At 35.2% G+C, this 24,898-nt stretch carries 27 protein-coding genes and 1 riboswitch; of the genes, 9 read left to right on the top strand and 18 right to left on the bottom strand.

Annotation, left to right across the window (positions count from 1 at the left end):
• The first annotated feature begins 111 nt into the window (after positions 1-111).
• The 4 genes from T323_RS0125130 (at position 112) to T323_RS0125115 (ending at position 2,411) form a co-directional block, all read left to right on the top strand.
• Complete coding sequence (locus T323_RS0125130) at positions 112-675, top strand: nitroreductase family protein (protein WP_026675722.1); 564 nt, start codon at positions 112-114, stop codon at positions 673-675.
• A 105-nt stretch (positions 676-780) separates the two neighbouring features.
• Positions 781-996 carry a helix-turn-helix transcriptional regulator gene (locus T323_RS0125125; RefSeq protein WP_026675721.1) on the top strand — a complete coding sequence of 72 codons (216 nt, stop codon included), beginning with the start codon at positions 781-783 and terminating at the stop codon, positions 994-996.
• A complete protein-coding gene (locus tag T323_RS0125120; protein WP_026675720.1) occupies positions 993-1,475 on the top strand; it encodes a DUF2178 domain-containing protein in 483 nt (160 codons plus the stop codon). The genes T323_RS0125125 and T323_RS0125120 overlap by 4 nt, the downstream gene beginning before the upstream one ends.
• Before the next feature lie 93 nt (positions 1,476-1,568).
• Entirely contained in the window at positions 1,569-2,411 is an 843-nt protein-coding gene (locus T323_RS0125115) for a hypothetical protein (protein ID WP_026675719.1), read from the top strand.
• A 50-nt stretch (positions 2,412-2,461) separates the two neighbouring features.
• Here T323_RS0125115 and T323_RS28630 read toward each other — a convergent pair whose 3' ends face one another.
• The 7 genes from T323_RS28630 to T323_RS0125080 form a co-directional block, all read right to left on the bottom strand.
• A complete protein-coding gene (locus T323_RS28630) occupies positions 2,462-2,614 on the bottom strand; it encodes a YpzG family protein (protein WP_084309408.1) in 153 nt (50 codons plus the stop codon).
• A gap of 164 nt (positions 2,615-2,778) precedes the next feature.
• Positions 2,779-4,824, bottom strand: coding sequence for a methyl-accepting chemotaxis protein (locus T323_RS28230; RefSeq protein ID WP_051556724.1), 2,046 nt, complete (start codon positions 4,822-4,824; stop codon positions 2,779-2,781).
• 137 nt (positions 4,825-4,961) lie between these two features.
• Positions 4,962-5,045: riboswitch (cyclic di-GMP riboswitch) on the bottom strand.
• Positions 5,046-5,238: 193 nt separating this feature from the next.
• Positions 5,239-5,949: an ABC transporter ATP-binding protein gene (locus T323_RS0125100; protein ID WP_026675718.1), complete on the bottom strand. Its 711-nt coding sequence runs from the start codon at positions 5,947-5,949 to the stop codon at positions 5,239-5,241.
• A complete protein-coding gene (locus T323_RS0125095; RefSeq protein WP_035179976.1) occupies positions 5,949-7,568 on the bottom strand; it encodes an ABC transporter permease in 1,620 nt (539 codons plus the stop codon). The genes T323_RS0125100 and T323_RS0125095 overlap by 1 nt, the downstream gene beginning before the upstream one ends.
• A gap of 132 nt (positions 7,569-7,700) precedes the next feature.
• Positions 7,701-8,825: a Fe(3+) ABC transporter substrate-binding protein gene (locus tag T323_RS0125090; RefSeq protein ID WP_026675716.1), complete on the bottom strand. Its 1,125-nt coding sequence runs from the start codon at positions 8,823-8,825 to the stop codon at positions 7,701-7,703.
• A gap of 461 nt (positions 8,826-9,286) precedes the next feature.
• Positions 9,287-10,303, bottom strand: a complete 1,017-nt coding sequence (locus T323_RS0125085; RefSeq protein ID WP_026675715.1) for a hypothetical protein — start codon at positions 10,301-10,303, stop codon at positions 9,287-9,289.
• A gap of 41 nt (positions 10,304-10,344) precedes the next feature.
• Positions 10,345-11,379, bottom strand: a complete 1,035-nt coding sequence (locus tag T323_RS0125080) for a hypothetical protein (RefSeq protein ID WP_026675714.1) — start codon at positions 11,377-11,379, stop codon at positions 10,345-10,347.
• A gap of 254 nt (positions 11,380-11,633) precedes the next feature.
• Here T323_RS0125080 and T323_RS0125075 point away from each other — a divergent pair, with 254 nt between their 5' ends.
• Complete coding sequence (locus T323_RS0125075; protein ID WP_026675713.1) at positions 11,634-12,095, top strand: hypothetical protein; 462 nt, start codon at positions 11,634-11,636, stop codon at positions 12,093-12,095.
• Positions 12,096-12,125: 30 nt separating this feature from the next.
• Here T323_RS0125075 and T323_RS0125070 read toward each other — a convergent pair whose 3' ends face one another.
• The 4 genes from T323_RS0125070 to T323_RS0125055 form a co-directional block, all read right to left on the bottom strand.
• Positions 12,126-12,920, bottom strand: a complete 795-nt coding sequence (locus T323_RS0125070) for a TraX family protein (RefSeq protein ID WP_026675712.1) — start codon at positions 12,918-12,920, stop codon at positions 12,126-12,128.
• 339 nt (positions 12,921-13,259) lie between these two features.
• Positions 13,260-14,114 (bottom strand): alpha/beta hydrolase, encoded by an 855-nt coding sequence (locus T323_RS0125065; protein ID WP_026675711.1) that lies wholly within the window; start codon positions 14,112-14,114, stop codon positions 13,260-13,262.
• 61 nt (positions 14,115-14,175) lie between these two features.
• Positions 14,176-14,778, bottom strand: coding sequence for a TetR/AcrR family transcriptional regulator (locus T323_RS0125060; RefSeq protein WP_026675710.1), 603 nt, complete (start codon positions 14,776-14,778; stop codon positions 14,176-14,178).
• Between the two features lie 238 nt (positions 14,779-15,016).
• The gene (locus T323_RS0125055) at positions 15,017-15,466 is read right to left on the bottom strand and encodes a hypothetical protein (protein ID WP_026675709.1); all 450 of its coding nucleotides are present in this window, start codon (positions 15,464-15,466) and stop codon (positions 15,017-15,019) included.
• A gap of 260 nt (positions 15,467-15,726) precedes the next feature.
• Between T323_RS0125055 and T323_RS0125050 the strand changes: the two genes are divergently transcribed.
• From T323_RS0125050 to T323_RS0125035, 4 genes are all read left to right on the top strand, one after another.
• Positions 15,727-16,257 (top strand): RNA polymerase sigma factor, encoded by a 531-nt coding sequence (locus T323_RS0125050; RefSeq protein ID WP_026675708.1) that lies wholly within the window; start codon positions 15,727-15,729, stop codon positions 16,255-16,257.
• Positions 16,238-17,044, top strand: a complete 807-nt coding sequence (locus tag T323_RS0125045) for a hypothetical protein (RefSeq protein ID WP_026675707.1) — start codon at positions 16,238-16,240, stop codon at positions 17,042-17,044. The genes T323_RS0125050 and T323_RS0125045 overlap by 20 nt, the downstream gene beginning before the upstream one ends.
• A gap of 147 nt (positions 17,045-17,191) precedes the next feature.
• The gene (locus T323_RS0125040) at positions 17,192-17,842 is read left to right on the top strand and encodes a YcxB family protein (protein WP_026675706.1); all 651 of its coding nucleotides are present in this window, start codon (positions 17,192-17,194) and stop codon (positions 17,840-17,842) included.
• Positions 17,843-17,915: 73 nt separating this feature from the next.
• Complete coding sequence (locus tag T323_RS0125035; RefSeq protein ID WP_026675705.1) at positions 17,916-19,217, top strand: YcxB family protein; 1,302 nt, start codon at positions 17,916-17,918, stop codon at positions 19,215-19,217.
• 490 nt (positions 19,218-19,707) lie between these two features.
• Here the strand turns inward: T323_RS0125035 and T323_RS0125025 are convergent, their stop codons facing one another.
• The 7 genes from T323_RS0125025 to T323_RS0124995 form a co-directional block, all read right to left on the bottom strand.
• Positions 19,708-20,037 carry a hypothetical protein gene (locus T323_RS0125025; RefSeq protein ID WP_026675703.1) on the bottom strand — a complete coding sequence of 110 codons (330 nt, stop codon included), beginning with the start codon at positions 20,035-20,037 and terminating at the stop codon, positions 19,708-19,710.
• A gap of 114 nt (positions 20,038-20,151) precedes the next feature.
• Positions 20,152-20,433, bottom strand: a complete 282-nt coding sequence (locus T323_RS0125020) for a hypothetical protein (protein WP_156942534.1) — start codon at positions 20,431-20,433, stop codon at positions 20,152-20,154.
• 498 nt (positions 20,434-20,931) lie between these two features.
• Positions 20,932-21,381: a hypothetical protein gene (locus T323_RS0125015; RefSeq protein WP_026675701.1), complete on the bottom strand. Its 450-nt coding sequence runs from the start codon at positions 21,379-21,381 to the stop codon at positions 20,932-20,934.
• An 89-nt stretch (positions 21,382-21,470) separates the two neighbouring features.
• The gene (locus tag T323_RS0125010) at positions 21,471-21,806 is read right to left on the bottom strand and encodes a hypothetical protein (protein WP_026675700.1); all 336 of its coding nucleotides are present in this window, start codon (positions 21,804-21,806) and stop codon (positions 21,471-21,473) included.
• A gap of 474 nt (positions 21,807-22,280) precedes the next feature.
• Positions 22,281-22,832, bottom strand: coding sequence for a histidine phosphatase family protein (locus T323_RS0125005; RefSeq protein WP_026675699.1), 552 nt, complete (start codon positions 22,830-22,832; stop codon positions 22,281-22,283).
• 19 nt (positions 22,833-22,851) lie between these two features.
• Positions 22,852-23,289, bottom strand: coding sequence for an NUDIX domain-containing protein (locus T323_RS0125000; protein WP_026675698.1), 438 nt, complete (start codon positions 23,287-23,289; stop codon positions 22,852-22,854).
• A gap of 64 nt (positions 23,290-23,353) precedes the next feature.
• Positions 23,354-24,145 (bottom strand): nucleotidyltransferase domain-containing protein, encoded by a 792-nt coding sequence (locus tag T323_RS0124995; protein ID WP_035179956.1) that lies wholly within the window; start codon positions 24,143-24,145, stop codon positions 23,354-23,356.
• Positions 24,146-24,898 lie beyond the last annotated feature (753 nt).

Raw genomic sequence — 24,898 nt, 5'->3', positions numbered from 1 at the left:
TCGTCAAATTTGACCTTTTTTATTTGAATGAGTCGATCCAGTGAATCCCCTTTACTTTCCAATACGATTTCCTTAGTAATGATAGTATCAATATTGAAAGGAGATATGTAGATGAACCCTTTATTTCACAAATCCTTTGCCACAACCCTCATGGAGCGACGGTCTATTCGCAAATTAAAACATGACCCATCTATTACGAAAGAACAAATTAATGAAGCAATTAAACTCGCACTTCATTCCCCTTCTGCTTTTCATATGCAAAGTTCACGCATCATTGTTTTAACCGAAGATATCAACCATGCCTATTGGGAATCCGTTAAAGAAAATGAACATGTGGCTAGGACAAAAATAACTGGTTTTCAAAACGGAAATGGGACGGTTCTTTTTTATGAAGATAATAAAACGATAAAAAACATGGAAACTGAATACCCTAAATATAAAGAATGGTTTGAGCGTTGTGCCCTGGAAGGAAATGCAATGCTTCAATATGCTGTATGGCTTGCTCTTACAACTCAACACATAGCAGCATCCATACAACATTTCACGACCGAACCAAAACAAATAACAATTGATTCAAATTGGACATTACTAGCTCAAATGCCGTTTGGAGGCGCAGATGAATCCGTTGAGCAAAGAGTCTTTTTACCTTATAAAGAGAGAGTGATGTGGTTCTAACCACCTAATTTTTACAATTAGGTGGTTTTTGTTATTTACACTTAACTTAATGTAAGGTAAACTTAACATTAAGTTAAGTGTAAATAACAGAAAGGGGTTACTGTTTTGGAAAAGAAATTATACAACAGAGTCAAAGAATTACGGGCTCGTCATAATTTTACACAAGGCGATTTAGCAAGCAAAGTTGGGGTCACTCGACAAACGATTGCTGCCGTTGAAAAAGGAGAATATATCCCTTCTGCTTATTTAGCTCTTTGTATATGTAACGTTTTTGAATTACCAATGGAAAAGGTATTTTCGTTAAAGGAGGATCAATTATGAAAAAGTTATTAGGAAGTTTTTGGGTTTCTTTTTTTACTATCATCCTATTTGGATGGGCAATGATCTCTTTTTATTCCGCAAATATAGAATTTGCCCGTATTGTCAATGAAGATGTAGAGCCACCGTGGGAGGTAACCATTTCAGCTACTCCGTTATTTTTCATACTATTAATAGGCGCTGTTCTTATTCCTTTGTCTTATTATTACAATCGCAAACGCAAAAAGAAGCCATGGATCCATACTTTATTTATGCCAACTGAATTAGTCGAAGATGACGAACGTGAACAAATGATTACTGGAAAAGCCTGCCGGAATTCATACATTTCAATGTGGATTTCGTTTCCGACAGCACTTACGATATTCATATTTGCTTATCCTTTTATCAAAGAGACAATGCCTTATTTTCCGATTATCGTTATTCTCTTAGTCCCGCTTGTCCAAGTTATCACCTTTCACATTACACTAAAGAAACAATTATAGTGGTTGTGTCAATCAATTGTTAATAATCTTCACTTTCCATGTCTCTACTTTTCGATTAAGATTAATAGAGTAGGACAAAGGAGGTTATTCTAAATGGACCTAAAAAAAGCCTATCATGTATTAGATATTCCTGAAAACGCAACTGAGGAAGAAATTGAACAGCAATATATGGTCTGGATCCGGCAACATAAAGCACAATTAAATAACCCTAATCAAACTCCGATACCAATGGATGATATAAATGAAGCATATCGATTGATTAAAGAGGACTTACTTGATAAAAAATATGGAACGAAAACTCCAAAAAGTCCGTTCCGTGAAAAGCTTGACCATTTTTTTCATTACTATAAATTTCATGTTGTCATATCAGTGGTTTGTATTGTCATTGTTTATTCTCTTGCATCGACGTTTATTTCTGCCCAACAAGAAAAAGCCTATTTAGAAAGCTTACCACCCGCTGAAGTGGATATCCTTTTTGTAGGTGATTATATGCTTGAAGACCCTTCACTTATTGAAGGAGACATTCTTGACATGATCCCCGAGTGGGAGCGAGTCACAGCTGATATCATCTACACTCCATCACAAACTAGTGATAGTTTTGATATTGCTCAACAGCAAAAAAGTATGGTGTTAATTGCAACGCAAAAAGCGGATGTTTATCTTTTTGATGAAGAAAGCTTTGTTCGCTTTTCTCGGTCCGGTTCATTACTTCCTCTTCCTGAAGAAAAATTTGAAGGGGTTGAAGAACGGTTTATTAAAACAGAAACTGAAGAAAACCCGACTGAATTAACGTATGGGCTAGATGTGTCAGATCATCCGATGTTCTCTCACCTTGAGCGTAAACCAAACCAATTGATCGCTACTGTTATTATGGACTCACCGAATGAGGAAAATGCCTTACTGTTATTACAACAATTCGTCGATACGGTAAAATAGAAATAAAATGGAATCCGTAAATGGATTCCATTTTATCTTTTTACATATCCTTACCAACGATGTGCTTTAGCGTTGCTTCGCAAAATAATGGTCTTTTGTGACATTTCAGTATGACCATTCACTTGAGACTTCGATCGTTTAGGTCTTGTCCAGTTGTGGTGAAAAAGTTGAGAATGCTGATCTAATTGATCTTTATAACTCATTCGAATCACCTCTAATGGAAAGGATATAAGCGATATTCAATTGAATATCACTACATAGCCTTTGTTTTTTTCATTTTATTTATAATTGAAATTATTGCCTGAATAAAAAATTTGCATGTGGAAAAAGTAAAAAGGCTAGGTTAGTACCTAGCCTACCTCATACATTATACCTTAAATTTATTGACGACATTTTGAAGCTCTTCTGCCAATTTGGCCATCGAATTTGATGAAACGGCTATTTCCTCTGCTGACGCTAACTGCTCTTCCATTGCTGAAGACACTTGTTGTGTTTTCGACGCAGTTTCTGTTGAGATGTCACTTATTTCATTTATATTTGAAACAATATGATTGATTGCATCATTCATCTGTTTTGTTGCTGCAGAAACGGATTGAATTTGGTTAGTTACCGCGTTTACGGATTGCTGAATATCATCAAACGTTTGTTCAACCGAGCGAATGGCAGAAATGCCTTTTGAAGACTGTTCAACTGTTTCTCCCATTGAAACGATCGTCTCGTTTGTCTCTTGAAGAATCGTTTCGATTAGCTCGCGAATTTGGTCAGAAGATCCTTTTGATTGTTCTGCAAGCTTTCTAACTTCATTTGCAACAACCGCAAATCCTCGACCATGCTCTCCGGCTCTCGCTGCTTCGATTGCCGCATTTAGCGCAAGTAAATTCGTTTGTTCTGCAATTTGTGTAATAACACCGACAATTTGCCCAATTTCCTTCGAGCGATCACCTAGCTTTTCAATTTTCGAAGCTACATCATGAATATTTTGATTGACTGCTTCAATTTCTGAGATTGATTGATCAATAGTCGCAGCACCTTTATTGGCCTTTTCTGTTGTTAATAATGCCGAAGTTGCAACGTTTTGTGTATTATCAGTTACTTGATTAAGTCCTTTTGTGACTTCTTGTACCATATCTGAGCTTGTTCCAACATGAGCAGACTGATTTTGTGCCCCTGCTGCCACTTGCTGAATTGCTTCTGCAACTTGTTTACTAATTTGGGATGATTGTTCTGACGTTGCAGAAAACTCTTCTGCTGACGACGCTACTTTTTCTGATGTAAGATTTAATTGCTCAACCATCGTTTGTAGATTTCGTAGCATCACATTAAATGAATGAGCTAATTCCCCAACTTCATCATTATTTTTAATTTGTAACGACGGTGTTTTTAAATTCCCCGCTGCAATTTGTTGAGCAGAATGAGACACTAATTTTATTGGTTTTACAATTGTCCGTACATTAAGAATAATGATCACACTTGCTAAAATCATACTGATCACAATGACTGTTACTATTCCTGATTTTAAATCATCTAACTTCCCTAAAAATTGTTCCACAGGCATATATGTTACAACAAAAACACCATAATCTTCATTTTTTCCGTAAGAAGCAATATTCTCACTTCCCATTAGGGTAAACATACCTTCACCTTTATCTTCAGCTAGCATTTGCTCATAAAAAGGGGAAATCCCTTGTACTTCACTAAAGTTTAATGTGAGAGCTTGGTCAGGTTGACTTGAAGCAATGACAAGACCCGATAAATCTAGAACCATCGTGTTTACACTTTGACCTTCATTCGCATGCACGACTTCGTCAGTTAATCTATTCACATCAACAGCGATTACAAACACAGAGAGTACTTCGTTTGTTTCCTCATCTACAATCGAGTTGACGATAGGGATTACTGGTCGCCCTGTAATCGGTGAGTACATATAATCTGCCGTTGTCATACCAGGGTTTTCAAGCTGTTCATAATAGTACGACTCTACCTCTTTATCAAACACATGACCAACAGAATTGCCCCCAATGCCATCAATAAACACTTCTCCACCATAGGAGAAAAAGATATTTTCGTATAATCCATTTGAATTAAGTAATCTCTCACCTAAGCTGTTTGCAATATTCTCTCTTTCTGTATCGCTAACAGTTCCTGAACTTGCAAGTTCTTGAAAGAACTCAACTATGTAAAGTTCATTCACCATTGATTCTGAAATTTGCGATTGCAAATAAAATACTAAATCAACTTGACGATTTTTTTCCTCTGTCAATGTCGTTAACGAACTTTTCGCTTCACTTTCTAAAGCCTTCGATGAGGAATAAGTAGAATAAAATAAATTAATGAGCAGTGGGATAAATACGCATAATAATGAAATAAATGATATTTTAATAAATAAACTATTTTTAAGGTTTCTCTTTTTCATGTTCTTTTCTCCTATACCATAATGTGTAATAAAAGTTTACTTTGCATGCGACCAACTATTTTTTAACCCCAACTCCTTCGTCAATGTTCCGAAAAAAATCCACCTCAGAAAGGCGGATTTGTTGTGTATCCATCTTCTTCGGTAACCCGGCTATCTTAGCGTCATGCCTTAGACCCGTAGCTTTGCGTCCCTATTTTTCAATAGGTTTGCCTTTATCGGTAGTCTTTAGTTATCATACTTTTTTACTATTACCCATTTATAAAAAGAACTAAACCAATTGATTTTAGTTTTTTTGAACTAATACTATTTTACTAAAAGGGGTGTGTTTGTCTATGTGAAATAATTGGGCATTCTTACTTTTAGTACCTGTTTTCCACAAAAAAAGAAACCTCACATAAGGTTTCTCCTTAACTACTATGAATTTGCCCACATAACAAGACTAGCACAACCTAAAATCTCTTCAGGCGGACCGATTCGCTTCACAATTCCTTTTTCTATAAAAACAATACGATCTGCAATCGCTTGAGCATCATCTTGGTCATGTGTCACAAAAATCGATGTAATATTCATTTTCTTTAAGATTGATCTAAGTTCGTCGCGGATTTTCACTTGTAGACTCGCGTCGAGATTACTGAAAGGCTCGTCAAATATTAGTAATGAGGGAGCCGGCGCTAAAGCTCTTGCAAGGGCAACTCGCTGTTGTTGTCCACCACTTAATTCATAGGGATAACGGTCTTTATACTCTACCATATTTATTAATGTTAACATTTCCTCAAGACGTTCTTCCTTTTGCTTCCGAGACATTTTTCTAAGACCATATTTTATATTTTTAGCAACAGTCATATGAGGGAATAGCGCATAATCTTGAAATACCATCCCAACTCCTCTTTTTTCTGGGGGAGTATAATGACTATCATCAACAATAATCAAATCATTAATAGCAATGGAACCTGCTGTCGCTACCTCGAGACCAGCGATCAACCGTAGTATTGTGCTTTTTCCACTTCCACTTTCTCCAAGAATACATACGACTTCACCTTGTTCAATGTCTAGAGAAAAATCTTTGATCGTTGCTTCGCTTACATTTGGATACTTATACTTTAAGTTTTTTATTTGTACAAACATTAGCTAGACTCCTTATCTAAGACTTTATGAAAGACAAAAATACATGCTGCACTTATTAATATAATGAGTACCGATGCTGAAGCAGCTTCATTAACCATTTCATCATTGGCATAGACAAATGCTTTTGTAGCCAAGGTCGAAAAGTTAAAGGGTTGCAAGAGCATCGTTAGTGGCAATTCCTTTAGAATATCAACAAATACTAAAATAAAGCCACCCATTATCCCACCTTTTATCATCGGAATATCAACTTTAAAAAAAGACCCGACTGTTGACGTACCTAACGTTCTCGAGGCATCGGTGAAATTCCGGCCAACTTTTTCAAATCCAGCGTCAATGGAATTAAACCCTACTGCTAAAAACCGTATCACATAAGCAGAAACTAACACGATTAAACTTGTACGAAAAAAGAAACTCGGTTCTGCTTGAAAAACTTGAAAGAATGCGTAAATATACTCATCTAACGCAAGAAATACCGTAATAACCGCAATCGCAATGACAGCCCCTGGAATCGAATAGCCGAGGACACTTAATTTAGAAACGACCTTGCTAAAGATGCCGTTGTGGAGACGGGTGTAATTAGCAATAACTAAAGCGATTACAACAATACAAAGCGATGCAACACTGGCTACAAAAAAAGAATTCTTTATAAGAGTAATAAACTCCACACTTAAGATTTTCTCATATGTCATGAACATCCAATAAAGTAATTGAGCAAATGGAATAAGGAAAGCGATGCTAAAAATTCCGAAACAATAACTAAAAGCCAACCAAGCTTTACCACCTTTTAACTGCTGTGGCTGTATCGGCCGTATTTTTGAAGTTGAATAACTGTATCGTTTCCGCCCTCTAACAATCTTCTCAAAAACTAAAATGAATATAACTACAATCATTAACGTTCCCGCTAGCTTAAAGGCAGAGTCTAAATCCCCCATGGCAAACCATGTTTGGAAAATAGCTGTAATGAATGTTTGTACACCGAAATACTTTACGACACCATAGTCATTAATAATTTCAAGCATAACAATAGTAACTCCACCAATAATGGCCGCTCTAGAAATCGGTAATATTACTCGAAAGAATACTTCAACTGCATTTCCACCTAGTAGTCTTGCATTTTCTACAAGAGAGGAAGATTGGTTTTCAAAAAATCCTTTTGTTATAACAAATATATAAGGGAAAAGAAACATTGTAAAAATAAAAATGGTTCCTTCAATGTTCATAATGTTAAAAAACTGTTGATCTACTTGAATATCAAACTTGCGTAATGTTACTTGAATAATACCCGTATAATTTAAAATTCCATGATACGTATAAGCCCCGATGAAAGGGGGAATCGCCAAAGGTAAAATCAGACCCCACCGTAAAAAGTTCCGCAAAGGAAACTTATAAACGGTAATAATCCATGCTAGGCTCGTTCCAATTATTGTTGTAAAAAGACCTGCAAAAAATAAAATAATAATCGTATTACGTATAATATCAAGAAGTAAATACTCTTTGATATGAAGCCAATTTTCATTCGGTTCTGAAAAAAATTCAACCGCGATTAATATATTTGGTAATAGTATAATCGAAATGAATAGTAAGCTTAATACCGCCCATATATCTAGTTGTCTTTTCATATGTTGAACTACCCTCAAGGCTGACACATCCTTATCACAATACGGGTGGCACTCTTGTTGTCACACCGAATAAATAGGAATATACCGTATCATATTATGACACGGTATATATCCATTTTACCACACAAAAGCTTATTTCCAACCAACTTCGTTAAATAATTGAATTGCTCGTGCATTGTTGTCACCAAGAATTGTTAAATCAATGTCTTGCTCTTTAAACTCACCCCAAGATTGAAGTAGTTCTGGAACTTCTACTTCTGGATTAACTGGGTATTCATTATTTCCATCAGCAAACACAAATTGTGCTTCTTCACTAGATAAAAACTCAATAAACTTAATGGCATTTTCTACATTTTTAGCATGCTTTGTTACAGTTACTCCACTAATATTAACATGTGTACCATTTGTGTCTTGGTTCGGGAAGAAAATTCCGACTTGCTCCCCAACTTTTACTTCCTCAGGATCTTCAGAATTTAAAAGTCTACCAATATAATATGTGTTTGAAATTGCTACATCACCTTCACCAGCAACAACAGCAATTACTTGGTCTGTGTCCCCACCTTGTGGTTCTCTAGCCATGTTCTTTACAATTCCAGCAGCCCATTCTTTAGCAGCTTCTTCACCATTTAATTCAATAAATGAAGCCAAAATAGACTGATTATAAATATTCTCAGATGAACGAATTAAAACTCTTCCTTCCCACTCTGCTTCTGTTAATGCCTCATAAGTCGAAAGTTCAGATGGGTCTACACGGTCTTTATCATAAACGATAACTCGAGCTCTTTTTGTTAAACCGAACCACTCATTATCATCATCACGGAACTTGTCCGGAATGTTCGCTGCTAACACATCACTGTTAACGGCTTGAGTCAATTCTTTTTCTTTTAATCTTGCAAGGTTACCAGCATCAGCGGTAATAAATACATCTGCTTCTGTTGCTGCTCCTTCACGGTCAAGACGCTCCATTAATTCATCGCCTTTTCCTTCAATAACATTTACTTCAATCCCTGTTTGTTCTGTAAATAATTCATATAATTCACGGTCCGTATCATAGTGACGGCTCGTATACAGGTTCACTACTCCGCCTGCTTCTTCCGTAGCTTCTTCTGCTGGTTCTTCTGTATCCTCAGCAGCAGGTGTTTCTTGTGGTTCTTCTTGTTCAGCTGGTGGAGTTTCTTCGTCGCTACCACAAGCTGTCATAAGCACTACAGCTAAAGCTAACATTGAGAATAGTAAAAACTTTAATGCTTTGTTCATCAGTTTCTTCCCCCATTTTATGTTTGTTTTTCATAAGTGCTGATACTGAAAATCATTATCACCACTTAACACAAATATAATCTTAACTTCATTGAAAACGATTGTCAATGGGGTTTCCTAGAAAAGTTAACATATCTATTTTAAAAGTTTTAAAACTTTTATATTTAATCTTTCTATTGAAGAAAGGAAGAAATAATTTAAAAAAGCCACTCGTATTTTAAAAGAGTAGCCTACTTTCTTTCGTCTGTTCCATCATAACGGACATGTATTCCGCAATTTCAAGAAAATCCCGTCTTTTTCAGTTCTTACGGACATACGTTCCGCTAATGGCCCAATATAGCTATAAAAACTATCCGTTTTTCTCATTTAAAGGAACCAGTGTCCGTAAGCTTTTGAAAAAGGTTATTTATTATCAAAATAGCGGAACAGATGTCCGTAACGACATGTCTACAGCTTTCAGTTTATTGAACATTCACTCGTAACTCAATATTCTTCATGCCACCACTTTGTTCTTCTGCTATATCTCCTTGTAAATTCTCTCCTTTAGGTCCGTAATGATTTTGTATATAATCACTTTGCCCATATTGAGACGGCGTAAACTTAAACACTAAATCCATTTTATCCTCGTCTTTATCTTGCGGATATTTAACACTAATTGAAAAACTTCCGTCAGGGTTTACATACTTATGCGCGTTATACCCAAAGGAATATATATACTCTGGGAGATTGACATCAACAGCAAGGACACTACCATCTAACAAATTTGTTTTTCCTGTAATATAAAAGCGACTTTCATCTTTTTCAATTTCGTCTATCTCAATTCTCACCTCTAGGTCACCTTGGTCACTAGGAAAATCCCATTCCGGCACTTCGGACACAAGCTCTGTGTATTCACCTTTTTTAGGGTAATGTGTCAACGTTGTCGTTACATAATACTCTACCTCGTCACCATCACTATCTCTTACAGCGACAAATGGTCCTGTCGCATGTTCAAATCGTTCTCCATAATGATTTAGAATTTCTTCTTGTTGCATTTGCGGTCTTACATCAAAGCCTAAATTAATTTCTGTATCATATTTTTGAAGGTGATTTAACTCACCCGAGAATGTTCCATCTTCTTCAACAGTCAAATTTTTATAATAGCCCACTATCGTATAATCGGGTGATTTAAGATATATCCTTACTCTCGTTTCAGGCAATAAATTCGATTCTCCATGGATAATATATTTGTCTTCTAACTCTTCTACTGTAATCTCCCAATTAATGTCGAAGTCACCTTGGTCCTCCCTTGCCACACTCGTTTCAGGTTCTTCTATATTAATCTCAACTGCTTCACGTTCATTTTCTACATTACTATGTTCTTCCGTTTGTTCTTCACCTTTTTCGGTTGTGTTAACTTCATCTGCTGATTTACAAGCCGCTAGTAAAATAAAGATAAACAATATTGCCATATAACACAATTTATTCTTTTGAAACATACTGTCCTCCACTTTGTTATATTCCTTACATTATTGCAATTCTATTGGACATTGACCTTAAATTTTATATGTTTGTTGTCAAAACTATGGTCCTCAACAAATTCTCCTTTAAGATTCTCTCCTTTAACACCATAATGTTCTATAATATAAGGAAGATTATTGTCTCGAAAAGGTGTAAACTGAATGATTACATTCATTTCAGCATCATCATCTATATCAGTCGGATAACTTACACTAAGATTAAAGCTTCCATCTGGATTCACTTTCTTCTTAGCCGAATACCCAACCGTTCTATATCCTGGAAGGCTCACATCAACAACAAGGATACTACCATCCAATAAGTTCGATTCTCCTGAAATAAAAAGTCGACTTTCCCCTTTTTCAACTTCAACATTGTCAAATCTTACTTCTAAATCACCTTGATCACTTGGAAAATCCCACTCTGGTCTTTCTGACACGAGTTCAGCTAATTGATTTTCTTCTGGATAATGGGTTAATGTTGTCGTTACATAATACACTAACTCCCTTCCAAAATTATCTCTGACTGCCATGAATGGCCCAGTCATCTTTTCAAACTGACGTCCATAATGTTGTAAAATCTCTTCCTTTTGTAGACTTGGCCGCACATCAAATCCTATATTCATTTCAGTATCATATTGTTGAAGGTGCTCTAACTCACCTGAAAACGATCCATCTTCTTCAACCATGATATCCTCGGAATACCCTTGAATAATATGATCAGGCGATTGTAGATACACTCTTACTTTTGTTTCTGGCAATAAATTTGATTCTCCATGAATGAGATATTTATCCTCTAACTCTTCCACTCTAATTTCCCAGTCTACTTCATAATCACCTAGATTTTCTGTAGTGCCACTTGTTTCAGGTTCTTCTATTGTACTGTCAACAAGTTCTTGTTCTTGTTCGTTTTCTTCACTTGGCACATTCTGTTGTTCTATGGCTTTTTCGTCATTTTTATCAGCTGTGTCTACTTCATCTGCTGATTGGCACGCTGCCAGTAAAATAAAAACTAATAGTATCAGCGCGATAAAGCCCCATTTTTTATTTTGAACCATTTTTCCCACCCCGCTTTTTCTCTTTTAACCATCTAGACATTTTATCTAATCATACCAGGTGTTACAATATTTACATTTTCCTATTCAAACTCATTCGTATCACGATTACACAACTAATGGAGTGCTACTTTTGACTCTTTTTATATAAATATTTTTTAAAAATGGCGTCCAGTTGATTTAATACAGCTATTTTCAATGTTTGAGTATTCTAGTAAAAGATAGTAAACTTAGAAATCATACAAGAGGTGAGCCAAGTGATTGACTATTTGATAGGTGTCTTTTTTGCTATTGTGATTCTCATCTTTATGCCAATATTTTTAAGTTGGCATATCGTACAAGAACTCAGAAATAAAAGAAATAAAAAAAGACAAGTCAAGTGGAGAAAAAAGCGAAGAACAACAAATTTTAAAGAAAACATGAGAGCTACGTTAGTTTTCCTTGGAAGCGTAATAATCGCTCTAACTGTTGGGGTTTATATATGTCTCCCTTTCCTACACGATCTTCCCCATTTGTTGAACAAAGAAGATTTCACTGTCACAGGTGAGGTGCAAAAAGTGGAAAGAGGGTCAAAAGGCTTATATCGCCTTACAATCGAAGACCAACAGTGTGAGCGTTTTTTTCTAACACATACCGTTCGGAAACTGCAGACAGGCGATATTGTTACAGCTACTTGTCTGCCGAATAGCCATGTATTGTTGAAACTTGAAGAAAAATGAAAATTCGAGTAGCTGCCTCTGCCCATTATACTAATCTAGGAAGCGACCGATAAAATAAAGAGCTACAATATGAATAGGATAGAATAGGTAGAAAAAATATTTTAAACCGAATCCTTTTTTTCCGTTGTATAACAAGATGAAAAGCAAGGCAAAAATCATCATCCACTGGTAATCCGCAAACGGAAGCAAAAATGACCATTCTCTCATCCACCCCCATCTTCGTATCAATAATGCAAGAAGAAGGCAGAATGCGGTGTATCCGATTGTGACTTTTACTTTATCATTATATGTATAGTAAAAAGCTACTCCTAATAATACGATGAACAAACTTCCTTCTACCAAAAGTACATTACCAACGAGAGGAAAAATGAATAATTCCAACGGTACAGATACGAAAACATTACTTTCTAAATAAAGTACCATTACAGTTGAAACAACTTGCCAGATGATAAACAAAAGTATATATTTCACTTTCTTTTTTTCCAATAACATGATAATGAATGCTATTAAAAATAAGGAAGCAAAAAAGTTATGAGTAATATAGTCCAATGTCCCATCCAATTCCCCTATACTAGCTAAATAGGCAAGACGGCGATTGATAAATAACGTCAATAAACCCATGGCAACCGCCGCCGCCCCTAAACGGGCGAGATACTTGGATTTATTCGTTGTATGGTGATAACCAATTACTACACAATAAATAAAGAGAGGAGCAGCGACTCTCCCAATCCAATGAAACCACACAGGGGTATCTGGAATATAATATCCAATGTGATCAATTAACATCATAATTAGGGCCATAATTTTTATATTCGTATTGTTCATTATTATCTTCTCCTAAGCGAAAGAGAAAACGCCAATAGCTAGATGGCGTTTCCTCTTAAATTACTTGTATATAAACGAATGATACTTTACATAACCATTAACATTACTAGGGGCAAAACTCTACATAGTACACATATTCCTTCATAATGGGTTTCCAGGTAGTTATAGACTAAACACTAAACTATACTTGGCCATGTATTCTATCTAATTATACAGTTAGAATAGATTTTTAATATTTTATTAAATTAAGGTTTTGTTGAGAAATTGTAAAATGATTTTTTTGAAAAAAATTCGTCTCTTCCTGGAAATGCACACTTACATGCGTAATAAATACCGCATCTATCTCTTTTCATTGCTTGCTAAAAAATGAAAAACGTTATCCCAAAAATATTGATCTTTTACACAGTTGTGGTGACCTTTTGTTTCTACTTTTATTACTTCTTTAAAGTTACTCTCCTTTACTAGGACATCCACATTGGATACCGATACTTTCTTATCATGAATAGAATGTATCGCAAGAGCTGGGGACTGTTGTGTTTTCAATATTGTGTCTAAGCGCCATTCTCTTTTAGCTTTTAAAAAAACACCTCCTCGTATTAGAAACCAACTTATTAATAGCCAACCAAATGGCATATAAGGGATTGTTACTCGTCCAGCCATTGATTTGCTAATATTCTCTAAAGATGTAGGCATTGAATCGGTAATAAGAGCTTTTATCCTTAAATCAGTTGCATTCACAATACTAGCTGCGATTCCTCCCATTGAGTGCCCTAAAACATAAATTGCTTGTCGACTCAGTTCTGGCCTCACACACACATAATCAATCGTTGCGGTTATACTTTGTACAAACGATTCAATACTCACTTGGTTTTGTTTTAACTCACTTTGGCCATGACCAAGAACATCGACAATGATTACATCATACCCATTAGCTACTAAGGGATCGACATATCGTAACATATCTGATTTATTAGAACTCCATCCATGTATTAGTAAAAAGAAGCCTTTTGTTCTCTCACTTTTAATATGCCATCCGCTTAATGTCCCAATATCGAGTTTGATTTCAATGTTGTCATAAGTCGCATTCGGATATTCTTTTACCTCTTTCCGTTTCGGTGTGAATATATGACGTATGATATAGCTCCTCAAAAATAAAATTAGGACTAAGAAAGCAATGAATAATAAATAGCTCATATAATATCTCCCTTCATAAAAGAGACCGATCAGTCTCTTTTCAACTGTGAAAATAGCGGCGTCACTGCCGCTCGGTCGAAATCATTAAAATATATTGCCTTAAGTTATTTAGGATAATCTCCGCTAATTTCTCTTCTTTCTTTAGTCGGTCTAATACGAGTCCACCTTCCAGTGTTGACACGATATAAATTGCAGTATCGTATGGGTGTATTGACGGCTTAAGCTCCTGATTTCTAATACCATCCTCTATAATTTTTACCATCCAGTTTATCATCATATCGATTGCTTCATTAATCGACGGCAGTAATACATTCTCTTCTACATCATCCATTTCTACCGCTGCATTAAAAATGGGACACCCGCCTATCATCGGTTTTCCTTCACTTAATTGTAAAAACGCCTCCCCAAATGCAATTAATTTGTCTGTTGCATTTTCGTGTTGTAACACGCTTGTTATTAAATGATTTCGCATGATTTCGGTAGAATAATGAAATGATTCGACCATCAGCTGCTCTTTATCTTTAAAGTGACGATAAATCCCCCCTTTTTGAATTTTTGTTTCCTGAATAATGTCACTCATCGATGTGGTCCTGTAACCTTGTTTGTTAAAAACCAGAGCAGATTTTCGTATAATATTACGTCTTGTTAACTCTCCCTTTTTCATTAACACCCTCCAAAAAAAAGATACCGTTCAGTCTCTTTTAGGATACATGAAGTCAGATACAAATTCAAGAAAGTATGAACAGAATTTGCAAAAAAATCAGACCCACATTGTTGTTTTTTGCTCTACTTAACTTATTACTCAAAATTATGTTTCATACACCAACTCTCCACTATTCAAAAGTTGCCTTTATTAACTTAACTACGACATATTCTCTACTCTCCCCTTTTTTTGCTTTTGATTACTCTGAAAAATCTACCTCTATGTCATCCCAAAATTCAGATTCCCCATACTTGCTTACTGTAATTTCAAATGGATATTCGTTATCTGCATTAAATTGAATTTCTTCTGTCCTTTGTTCATCACCCATCACAAAAATGGTAGCCTCTGTATCGCTTTCCCATTCAATACGAAAGTTTGATGAAGTTAAGTGGGTTGCATCTGGATGTACCCTATGTTCCATAATATGATCCTCATACCTGATTTCGACCATATTCGGTCCACGAACCGAATGAAAGAAGGTGACTTCTTCTATTTCTATGGTATTGATTTTATTTGGAGACTGACTCACAAGTAGAAATTCATTACTATTATAGGATTCATTTACTAACTTTGAAATAAATCCTATAAGAGCCAAAAACAAGATGAAAGCAATACCTAGAGAAATAAGACACCCTTTTTTAAACGTCATTCTATATTCCCCTCACTTTCTAAATGGATTTTTCTTACTTCTATGTATTGTTATAACTAATTGTATCCAGTTCTATGTTACTTCTACTCTTTCAATCGTATTGGTAGTCCTCTTAAATAAAACACTTCACCCTTGCTTCCTCATAGAGTATCATAAATATACTAAATTTAACATTTCCACAAAAACTTTCTATAAAAACAACACTTTTTTTAAACATGTTACGTCTAAGTAATGAAAGAAAGACAATAGGAGGTGTCACCTTGTCGGAAGACTACGAATTAATGGCGGATTGGTATAACATGCACAGTGATTCTATCCAATCCTATATCTATATGATGGTACGAGATTATCAACAATCTGAAGATTTAACACAGGAAACGTTTTTCAAAGCCTACAAAAAACTCCATACATTTCATGGGGAAGCCTCAGAAAAAACGTGGTTGTTCTCCATTGCCCACCGAACAACGATTGATTACATTCGAAAACGAAAAACGGTTTTTATGTTTAAGGACGTTTCGGCTGTTGATAATGAAGGTTCAGCAGGAAATCCAGAAACGATGTTTGTGTTAAAGGAAGAAAACGTAGAGCTGCTTCAAGCTCTTGATGAGTTAAAGCCATCTCAGAAAATGGTGATTATCATGAGGAAGATAAAAAGGTTTAGCATTAAAGAGACATGTGAAATTTTAGGGTGGAGTGAAAGTAAAGTCAAAAGCACACTACATCGAGCGATTCTGGCATTAGAGGCAAAAATGAAAGACAGGGGGGTTACTTATGAAGAGATCACCTATTGATTTTCAAAGTTTAGATGACAATATTATATCGGAGCGAAATCCGATCAAGAAACGAGAAACGTTAGAAAAATTAATGCGTGATATGGATAAACACGAACAACGACACAACAAATGGGTGTTTTTGAAACCCGCTCTTTCTATTGCGGCCTTTGTTGGTGTATTGTTCCTTGCTTTTCACTTAACTTCATCGCCTATTTTTAATGAAGACACTAATGTTCCGTCGCCAAATTCTCAACCTAATGCCTCAGACGAAGATCCGGAGACACCTTCTAATGAAGAAGAGGTAGAAGAGAACAATGAAGAAACAATCGAAGAAAGAGAAGTAGATGTGGAAGAAGAAGACCCTGTTGCGAAATATGGGGAGTTCTACATTGTGGAAGATGATTATATCTCGGTCAATACGCATGCTGTGGAACTGATTGACGAGGGAAGAGAAGATGAAATTCATATTGAAGTTTACAATATAAAAGATTCGGCAGAAAATATGGAGAGAGCCTTTAAAGAAGTACCTTGGCATGAAAAGTCTAAGTTAGATGAATTTGGCTTCACCGACGACTATTATTATTATTTAGAAGCAAGTGCCGTTCTAAATTCACTTGGACAATATGGTTTTATCCAAGTGACAGGAGAGGAAATTGAAAGACAAGTTGCAGAGATTGTAGCTGTTGCTGAAGAAATGGCAGGAGATGATGATGGACCGTATCCACAGGGCGAAGAAATGGAACGACTTGTGGAGAAAATGCGTAAATTAACAGTCGAGTTTAATGAGTATATAAACGGTGAGTAACTAAATTCCCCATTCTTGTTTAAGATGGAGAACATAGATGAGAAGGTAAAGAGTGCTACTACAGGTTAGGTACTTTTTACCTTTTTTTCACAAAACTGAAAAGATACTATGAATATAGACTAAAATTATCACACGGAGTGAAAGCAAATGGAAGTGACTTACACAACCAAATCCAAAGATTATCGGGATTTGCTCATTGAAGGAAGACCTAACTCAAACAGAAAGCTCTTACGGATTCTTTTTCACTATATTATTTTACCTCTTCTTTTTTTCTATATTTACTATCATTTTTATTGGAATTCATCTGATCCTTTATTCATTTTATTGAGCCATGCCCTTTTCTTTGTCTTTTTGTGGTGCTTTTTATTTATCCCTCTTGTCGTTGATATTTGGAGACTTTTTTCTATTCAAAACCTTCAATCGACACTAAAGGTTGAAAAAAACACCCTTCTTGATGAAAAAAAATTAGCTGTAAAGAAAGACGGAGTATCCTTTATGTCACCAGCCTCTACCATTCATGTTCAATGGGAGCAGTTTCTGAACGTAGTCGAAAACAACACTCATTTCTTTTTTATTTTCAAAGAATCTACATCATCAGAAACGGGTGGCCGAGTCCTGCCAAAGGATGACCTAAAACAGGACATCATAGATGAGCTACATCATATATTGTCTACACGGGTACCTTCGTTTTGTCAAAAGAATAATGCTCCTACACTGAGAAGCATCCCCTTCGTTAATCGAGCAGCGTTATGTATTCTTTGTCTGATTCTTTTTATTGTCACCTACGTCTTACAGTGAAGGGTTTGTACATATACAAAGTCGGTACAGTAGAAGATAGTCACTAAAATCAACAGCTACGGAGTGAAATAGAATGGATATAAAATATATGGTAACACCTGAAGACTCTAAAGCCTTTTTAATGGAAGTTAAATCCCATGTTGCAATGATTAAATTCTTCAAATATTTTTGTGGGTTTGTTTTATCTCCTGCCATTTTGTTCTTTTTGTATTATAACTATTACTGGCACCCTGCTATTCCTTTATCTATTATTGTAGGCTATGGGCTTCTCTTTGTTTTTTTATGGGTTTTTTTATTTATCTCTCTATTGATAGAACTGAGTGATTTGTTCTATATAAAAAGACAACTGAACCGAAACCAAAGTTACTTTTACAAGGATATGATCATGAAAGTAAGTAGTGATGGCATCACATTCAACTTGACAACTCCGTCAACTCACTTGACGTGGGATAAGTTTCATAGAGTAATCGAAAACAAAACTCATTTCTTTTTTATATCAAAGAAAAAAACTGCCGGTCATGTATTACGAAAAGATCAGTTGGATTCTGAGGCGAAGCAATTTTTGCAGAGTACCTTACGTAACCATGCACCATCCTTTGTGCAAAAAGATACTCCACCTAAACTGAGTATCATTCCTTTGAAAGTCAAAGCCATTCTATTTGTTTCTTTCTTCATTCTCTCTGGATATGTAAACATTCAATCCTATGACTCTTATGAAAAAATAAAATATGACACGTATCAATTATGGGAGAATGTTGAACTTGATGAAACTCCTGTTGAAGTGAGATATGGTGAGCGTAAACTGATCCTCAAGGATTCTGTAACGATGGAAGATGTTCAACATATATTGTACAGGTTGAAATTTGAAGTCAAGTGGACGGATGAAAACACATATGATTTAAGTAATTTAGCTGTCATTCTTCGTCATGCGGAAGATCAACTTAATGCGAGACCAAGAGAAGAAGCAAGTAGAATGTTTTCAGGAGAAAGCGAGAATTGGAAAGTTGAAAACTACGAAGTAATATTTTGGTGGAATTACTACAACGAAATGGTTGAGGGAACACTCATTTATAAGCCAGAAGGGGTTCTAGAAACAAAATTTTTCCAAGTAACAGTGATTGGCGTTTTTAATGAGCGTTTAGAGGTACAATTTCATGAATATTCTGTTGGCACTCAAAGATTTACAGAAGAAATATATGAAATAAAAGAAACGACAACCGGTGGACGTGTAACAAAAGATAGTGGGTATGACAATGCTAGAAGAGAAAGAGCAACAATTGATGACTTAACAACTGTACATATCCTCATACAATGGTTAAATGAGAATGAAGAATTGGAAGAAGAGGTTGTTGTACTTAGTCCTGTGAATGATTAAGTCAGAGCGACAGGCTTACTTTGAAATAAAACAGCAAGTTGAAAAATTATTATTCTGCCCTCTCTTCCTTCTATTCTGTGTTCTTTCACACTAAATAGAAAACGAAATAAAAAAAACTTATGGGATTAAAGGTTGAGCGGAAAAAATAAGGAAAAAATCAGATTGGTTCCAACTTGGTTCGCTTGCTCTTTTTCCCCCTCTCTTCTTTCCGTTCTCGAAACAAACTATTTAGCAGTAGGTAACACCTTTTTAGCGTGGGGAAGAAAAATAAGGAAGAGACATAGTATAAAAGCAATGATAATTTCTATTAAGAGGAAGTCTGGTTCTAACTTAGAATCTATAGCTAGTCCAAAAATAGCTTCCGACAAGTAAGCAACCGATAAATATAGATACAACGAAATATAAAAAAATGGAATGCTATTCCTAACACAAAATTTATCACCGCACTTATTACCCAAAAATGAGGTTTGATGCAAGAATCCCCGCCTCATTAATATTTATCAAAGTCAATACCTAGTATCCCTCCAACAATGATCAGTAAGAGAACCACCATGATGTATTTGACTTTGGTAATTCTAAGGTTACGGTAGACTTTCATATTTAACAAAATAAGTGGTACAAAATAAAATGCTGTGACTATGAGACTTATGATAAACATAAGAAAAAACAATCCTTCTTCCATAGTTGGATCAAGATTCCAACCAATTAGCTGTGTAAATGATAGAAAAAGCAATAGGTACACGATGAGAACGATTTTTGTCAGGATATACCCAAACAAAATATTAACCATTAGGCCGACAATAACCATAGTTTTCTTCAAAATAATCCTCCTATTTCAATCATAGTGACCTTGTTTCGATTTTTGACTTACAATCACAGTCTCTTTATCTACTTGCATGAAATATAAAAAGTGGTGGTAGTTTCCATTTCGTTATTATTCCAAAACTATAAATGGAGTTTCAAGTTCAGATTCCCTAAACTCTTTTATCTCCGGCTCTTGTTTCTTTCCAAAAAGGGTAATATATGCTTCCTGTTCATTAATCCATTCCACTATTATATTGGATGATTCAAGTCTGTATCCGTCATTTAAAACCCTTCGTTCAATGGAGTTGTCTTGAGATTTAATAATGACTTTAGAATCCGTTTCACCCCCAACATACCCTTTTTCAACAACTTCAATTGTATTGGTGGCATTAGGTGACTCACTTATTAGCAAGACTGTTTCTTCATTTAGTTCTTCATATATATTCCCCATATAACGATTGGAATTGAGATTAAAAAGAGTAAAGCACATGTTACTGCTATAAACCCTATGAAACACCCTTTATAGGTTTTCTTTATAGTTTCTTTCCTAATCCTCTCATATTCCTCTTCATCATACATTTCCTCCATATGAAACACCTCTAACCTCTTTTCATTTCATTGGTCACAGCTCTTTTAGAAAATTAAATCGCACTTGTTACTCAACAACCTTGAACGACTTCTCCAATAAACTATTACTTTTATTAAATGAAACAACATTCTTTTGTACCCTGTATTAGCTTCCTAGAATAATTGACAGAACAAAGAAACTGTGATTGCAAGTCAATCTCGAATAATATAAGTAAAGTATAGAAAGTGGGATAAGCATGAGCAATCAGGAAGAAGATCTTTACGAATATAGTAGAGTAAAGAAAAAGTTCAACAATGGGAATCCCCTTTTTTTTGCTTAAGATTACTCTGAAAATTCTATCTCTATGTCATCCCAAAATTCAGATTCCCCATATTTGCTCACTGTCAGTTCAAATGGATATCCGTTATCTGCATTAAATTGAATTTCTTCTGTCCTTTGTTCATCACCCATCACAAAAATGGTAGCCTCTGTATCATTTTCCCACTCTATACGAAAATTTGACGAATTTAAGTAACGAGCATCGGGGTACACTTCATGTTCCATAATATGATTTTCATATCTAATTTCTACTATATTCGGTCCACGCATCGAATGAAAAAATGTCACTTCTTCTATTTCGATGGTATTGATTTTATTTGGAGACTGACTCACAAGTAGAAATTCGTTACTGTTATAGGATTCATTTACCAATTTTGAAATGAATCCTATAAGAGCTAAAAACAAGATGAAAGCAATACCTAGAGAAATAAGACACCCTTTTTTAAATGTCATTCTACCCCCCCTTACTTTGTATTATTTACTTATATTCGAATGTCTCCAGACGAAGATCACAAGGTATAAACATATTCGATAGTTTGATGCTAAAATAAATACAATTTGTAATAGAGAAACGAAAGAACACCCAATACCCAAAATAGAATAACAAATAGATAGTACAAATACTTCTTAGCAAATAATCGCTTATACATAAAGACATTTACTAAAATTACAATAGGAAAATAGAAAAGACCAGTTATTGTTGCAAAAAACAACGCCCCTAGTAGAAAATCCGGCTCCAATGTAGGATCTATCACCCACCCCACTGTCTCTTCTAACAGATAGAGGATAGAAATATACAAGAATCCACCGGGAATAACAAATACGATTCCTAATAAATAATTAACTATACCACTTACAATCCAATAATAGCTCTTCAATCCACGTACCTCCCTTATCTTTCCAATTCGAAAAACATATTGTTTTATCTTGGTTCTCTTCCTTAGTAGAAAGATAGTTTCTAGAATAATCCAAGAATATTTAAACTAATTATAAAGCAGGTGGGTAAAACTGGAAATATTTATTATAGTATTGTTAGGTTTTTTTAAAGAGAATACTTCTAGATGGAGAGTTAAGTAAGCACACGACTCACCCCCCTTGTAAAAAAAGCAAATGGATACAAAATTGAAGAGTTACGCAATGAACAAGGGATTGAAAGAATATTGGACAAAACAAAAGACTGGATCACTGTTGGATCGAGCCTGAATTTCGATTGCTTTTTTTATCAAGATTGAATATATACTTCTCTCCTACTTTTCTCTTCTCACTACCTTTTCCGCTCTGGTTACCGACTTTTTAAAGACAGGGACATAATTCTCCTCAAAGTCTTTAAGTACTCCATATTAATTAATACATTAATCATTCCATAATCGTTTAATATCAAAGTTGTTTTGGAAGATGCTCAATTGATACACATCTGGATTACTCAGACCTTTCCATTGCTCAAAGCCAAAATTCTTATCATAGTGATTTAATAATAAGGATATAACCCCTCCATGTGCCACGATAATCGTATTTTCAGAATCACTTGCCATAATATCATTTACAACTTCTACAATTCGATTCATGGCTTCATTACTGGATTCTCCACCTTCATACTTCAAATCCATATCATTGAATGTTGCTTCCAGTTTATCCATCCAATCTGGAAAAAAGGTGGAGCTAAGTATACGTTCAGTTAGTCGACTATCCATCTCAAGTTCTATATTTTTACTCTCAACAAATGGCTTTATCGTTTGAACCGCTCGCAAGTAAGGACTGGAAATAACTCTATCAACCTTTACCTTTCCATCCGATAGAAGGTCTGATAGTACATTTGCTTGTGTGAATCCTCTTTCCGTTAATGATGAATCAGAAGATTGTCCCTCCGCTTCACAATGCCTAATAATATAAATGTTTTTATTCATACTTTCTCCTTTTATAAACCTACAAGGTAACATTTGCACTCTTAACATTCTCAGCCCTTTTAATACTCACTTTTAAATATTCGGGAGCATTAGGGTGTTCATATACTTGTTGAGCTGTCATCCAGTTTACTGACTCTACTTCATCAGGACTTTTGGGAATTGCCCTACCAGAGTCATATTCACATAGAAATACTATATCCACTACATTTTCACCCGAATCTGTTACAAAAGATGTACTATGTACGTATTTTAATTTCCCTTTCACTTTTACATCCACTTCTTCACTTATTTCACGTTTCACAGTTCTTTCTAAAATATCTGACAAATACCCTTCCTGTTCAGCTTTACCTCCAACAAGTGATAGCAATCCACTAGCATGTTTCTCTTTTTTACTTCGTTCAATAATCAACCATTTATCATCTTTATATATCGCACCCTCTACATTTACAATGAACATATAAACCTCCAATGGGATATACAAGTTTTTTCTAATAGAAATTTACTTTCTCTTTACTGAAAACTTAACTATTTTTTTCTTCCTCTTCTGACTGATTTAGTAGGTTTATCATCATTCTTATAAATGGAACTGCTTGAGAACATCTTTCCACCTCGGATTCTATCCAATTGATTTCAGCATTCAATAAGTTAATTATGTAATACACTGCTTTTTTATGAGAATTTGGTGTTATGTACATAAAAATTGTCTTTACTTTGTCGAGTTGAATAAGAGGTAATTGTGATTCAAGACTTTTTAAACCCAATTGAGCTTTTTCTGGTTTATACCTATGCAATAATACTTTAGAAAGGTTCACCATGACGTGTTGCAACATTTCTACGGCCCATAAGTCGTTTCCTCTCTGTCTCGCCTTATTATATTGAAAAAGAAACCATGCGACATCATAGGCACATCCGCTAAACTCTTCTAAGGAAAGAAGTAAGTTTTGAGTGGATTGAAATTTAGTTAGCCGACCTTCTGGATCATACAACACCTGGAAATAATCCTTTTCTTTGAAACTCTTTTCAGTAACAGTAAATAAATCTACATGAAGGAGATTGTCAAAGACTGCTATGATTTGAGGTGCAATGATAAAGAAATCTTCATAAAACAATATCTTTCTATAAGTCTCTAAATGCTTTAATCGATGTGTTAAAAACAAATCTTCATCTTTTTCATCAACCAAACAGTAAAGGTCTACATCCGAATATTCATCATATTCACCTCTACCCATAGAACCTTTTAAAAAGATTGCCTTTACAAGTTTATCCTTCATTAAACTTTGCGAAATGACCATAACAGCATCTTCCTGCTTCATCATTACCCTCCTCACTTAACAATAAATATTATGCCATTATATTCCATGCCCTTAGATAAATCAATAACTTTCCTTTCTATCTCCCAATTTCTTTCTCTCCCATGAGATTACATGAATTTGTCTATTGGATATTGACTGAAAAACGAATGCACTACATATGGTTCCAACTACTTTCCCCATACATTTGTCGTTTGGAAAAAAATTACGTTCCAGAATAGAAGAGAGAGCAGACGGGAAGTAGCAAGATTTTCTGTCTGGATTATCCAAGAGAAAACTCAGATTCTATTGCGTGTGGAAGCCAACCGAATAGGACTGGATATGGTCTAAGTCTTGCTGGAGAAAGGATTGGAGCAAAACTGAATAAGAAAAGAAATGTAGGATCCGGATTGGATTTCGATTGGAACCCTATCGAATTTTGGATTAAAAAAATCGAAGGCCTACCGGAAAAGTACCGGAAAAACCTTCGGATTTGGAACGTAATTTTTTTCTCTGGAACGTTATTATTATCTAAGGAAGTGAATTTTTTTGTGGAGACATCTTGCTGGAGAAAGGATTGGAGTAAAACTGAATATGAAAAGAACTGTAGGATCAGGATTGGATTGCGATTGGACACCTATCGAATTTTAGATAAAAAAAACCGAAAGCCTACCGGAAAAGTTGTATCCGACTAAAAAACTCGCTCCTCCTCCCCTTTTCCCTTAACTCTACTCAAACCCTTGCTACTATTAGCCTTAAGTCTATTCCCAATATTCT

It is taken from the genome of Alkalihalobacillus bogoriensis ATCC BAA-922, from assembly GCF_000621445.1.
Lineage (GTDB): Bacteria > Bacillota > Bacilli > Bacillales > Bacillaceae_F > Bacillus_AO > Bacillus_AO bogoriense.
The sequence above is the reverse complement of the archived record's forward strand: the minus strand, read 5'-3'. Positions and strand labels throughout refer to the sequence as shown.

Bases quoted from the DNA above. Each gene is read 5' to 3' on its own strand.
- T323_RS0125015 (WP_026675701.1), bottom strand. From the start codon at position 21,381: ATGACATTTAAAAAAGGGTGTCTTATTTCTCTAGGTATTGCTTTCATC.
- T323_RS0125090 (WP_026675716.1), bottom strand. From the start codon at position 8,825: ATGAACAAAGCATTAAAGTTTTTACTATTCTCAATGTTAGCTTTAGCT.
- T323_RS0125000 (WP_026675698.1), bottom strand. From the start codon at position 23,289: ATGTTCATTGTAAATGTAGAGGGTGCGATATATAAAGATGATAAATGG.
- T323_RS0125060 (WP_026675710.1), bottom strand. From the start codon at position 14,778: ATGAAAAAGGGAGAGTTAACAAGACGTAATATTATACGAAAATCTGCT.
- T323_RS0125095 (WP_035179976.1), bottom strand. From the start codon at position 7,568: ATGAAAAGACAACTAGATATATGGGCGGTATTAAGCTTACTATTCATT.
- T323_RS28230 (WP_051556724.1), bottom strand. From the start codon at position 4,824: ATGAAAAAGAGAAACCTTAAAAATAGTTTATTTATTAAAATATCATTT.
- T323_RS0125035 (WP_026675705.1), top strand. From the start codon at position 17,916: ATGGATATAAAATATATGGTAACACCTGAAGACTCTAAAGCCTTTTTA.
- T323_RS0125055 (WP_026675709.1), bottom strand. From the start codon at position 15,466: ATGACGTTTAAAAAAGGGTGTCTTATTTCTCTAGGTATTGCTTTCATC.
- T323_RS28630 (WP_084309408.1), bottom strand. From the start codon at position 2,614: ATGAGTTATAAAGATCAATTAGATCAGCATTCTCAACTTTTTCACCAC.
- T323_RS0125130 (WP_026675722.1), top strand. From the start codon at position 112: ATGAACCCTTTATTTCACAAATCCTTTGCCACAACCCTCATGGAGCGA.
- T323_RS0125005 (WP_026675699.1), bottom strand. From the start codon at position 22,832: ATGAATAAAAACATTTATATTATTAGGCATTGTGAAGCGGAGGGACAA.
- T323_RS0125040 (WP_026675706.1), top strand. From the start codon at position 17,192: ATGGAAGTGACTTACACAACCAAATCCAAAGATTATCGGGATTTGCTC.
- T323_RS0125115 (WP_026675719.1), top strand. From the start codon at position 1,569: ATGGACCTAAAAAAAGCCTATCATGTATTAGATATTCCTGAAAACGCA.
- T323_RS0125085 (WP_026675715.1), bottom strand. From the start codon at position 10,303: ATGTTTCAAAAGAATAAATTGTGTTATATGGCAATATTGTTTATCTTT.
- T323_RS0125045 (WP_026675707.1), top strand. From the start codon at position 16,238: ATGAAGAGATCACCTATTGATTTTCAAAGTTTAGATGACAATATTATA.
- T323_RS0124995 (WP_035179956.1), bottom strand. From the start codon at position 24,145: ATGAAGCAGGAAGATGCTGTTATGGTCATTTCGCAAAGTTTAATGAAG.
- T323_RS0125080 (WP_026675714.1), bottom strand. From the start codon at position 11,379: ATGGTTCAAAATAAAAAATGGGGCTTTATCGCGCTGATACTATTAGTT.
- T323_RS0125100 (WP_026675718.1), bottom strand. From the start codon at position 5,949: ATGTTTGTACAAATAAAAAACTTAAAGTATAAGTATCCAAATGTAAGC.
- T323_RS0125070 (WP_026675712.1), bottom strand. From the start codon at position 12,920: ATGAACAATACGAATATAAAAATTATGGCCCTAATTATGATGTTAATT.
- T323_RS0125065 (WP_026675711.1), bottom strand. From the start codon at position 14,114: ATGAGCTATTTATTATTCATTGCTTTCTTAGTCCTAATTTTATTTTTG.
- T323_RS0125120 (WP_026675720.1), top strand. From the start codon at position 993: ATGAAAAAGTTATTAGGAAGTTTTTGGGTTTCTTTTTTTACTATCATC.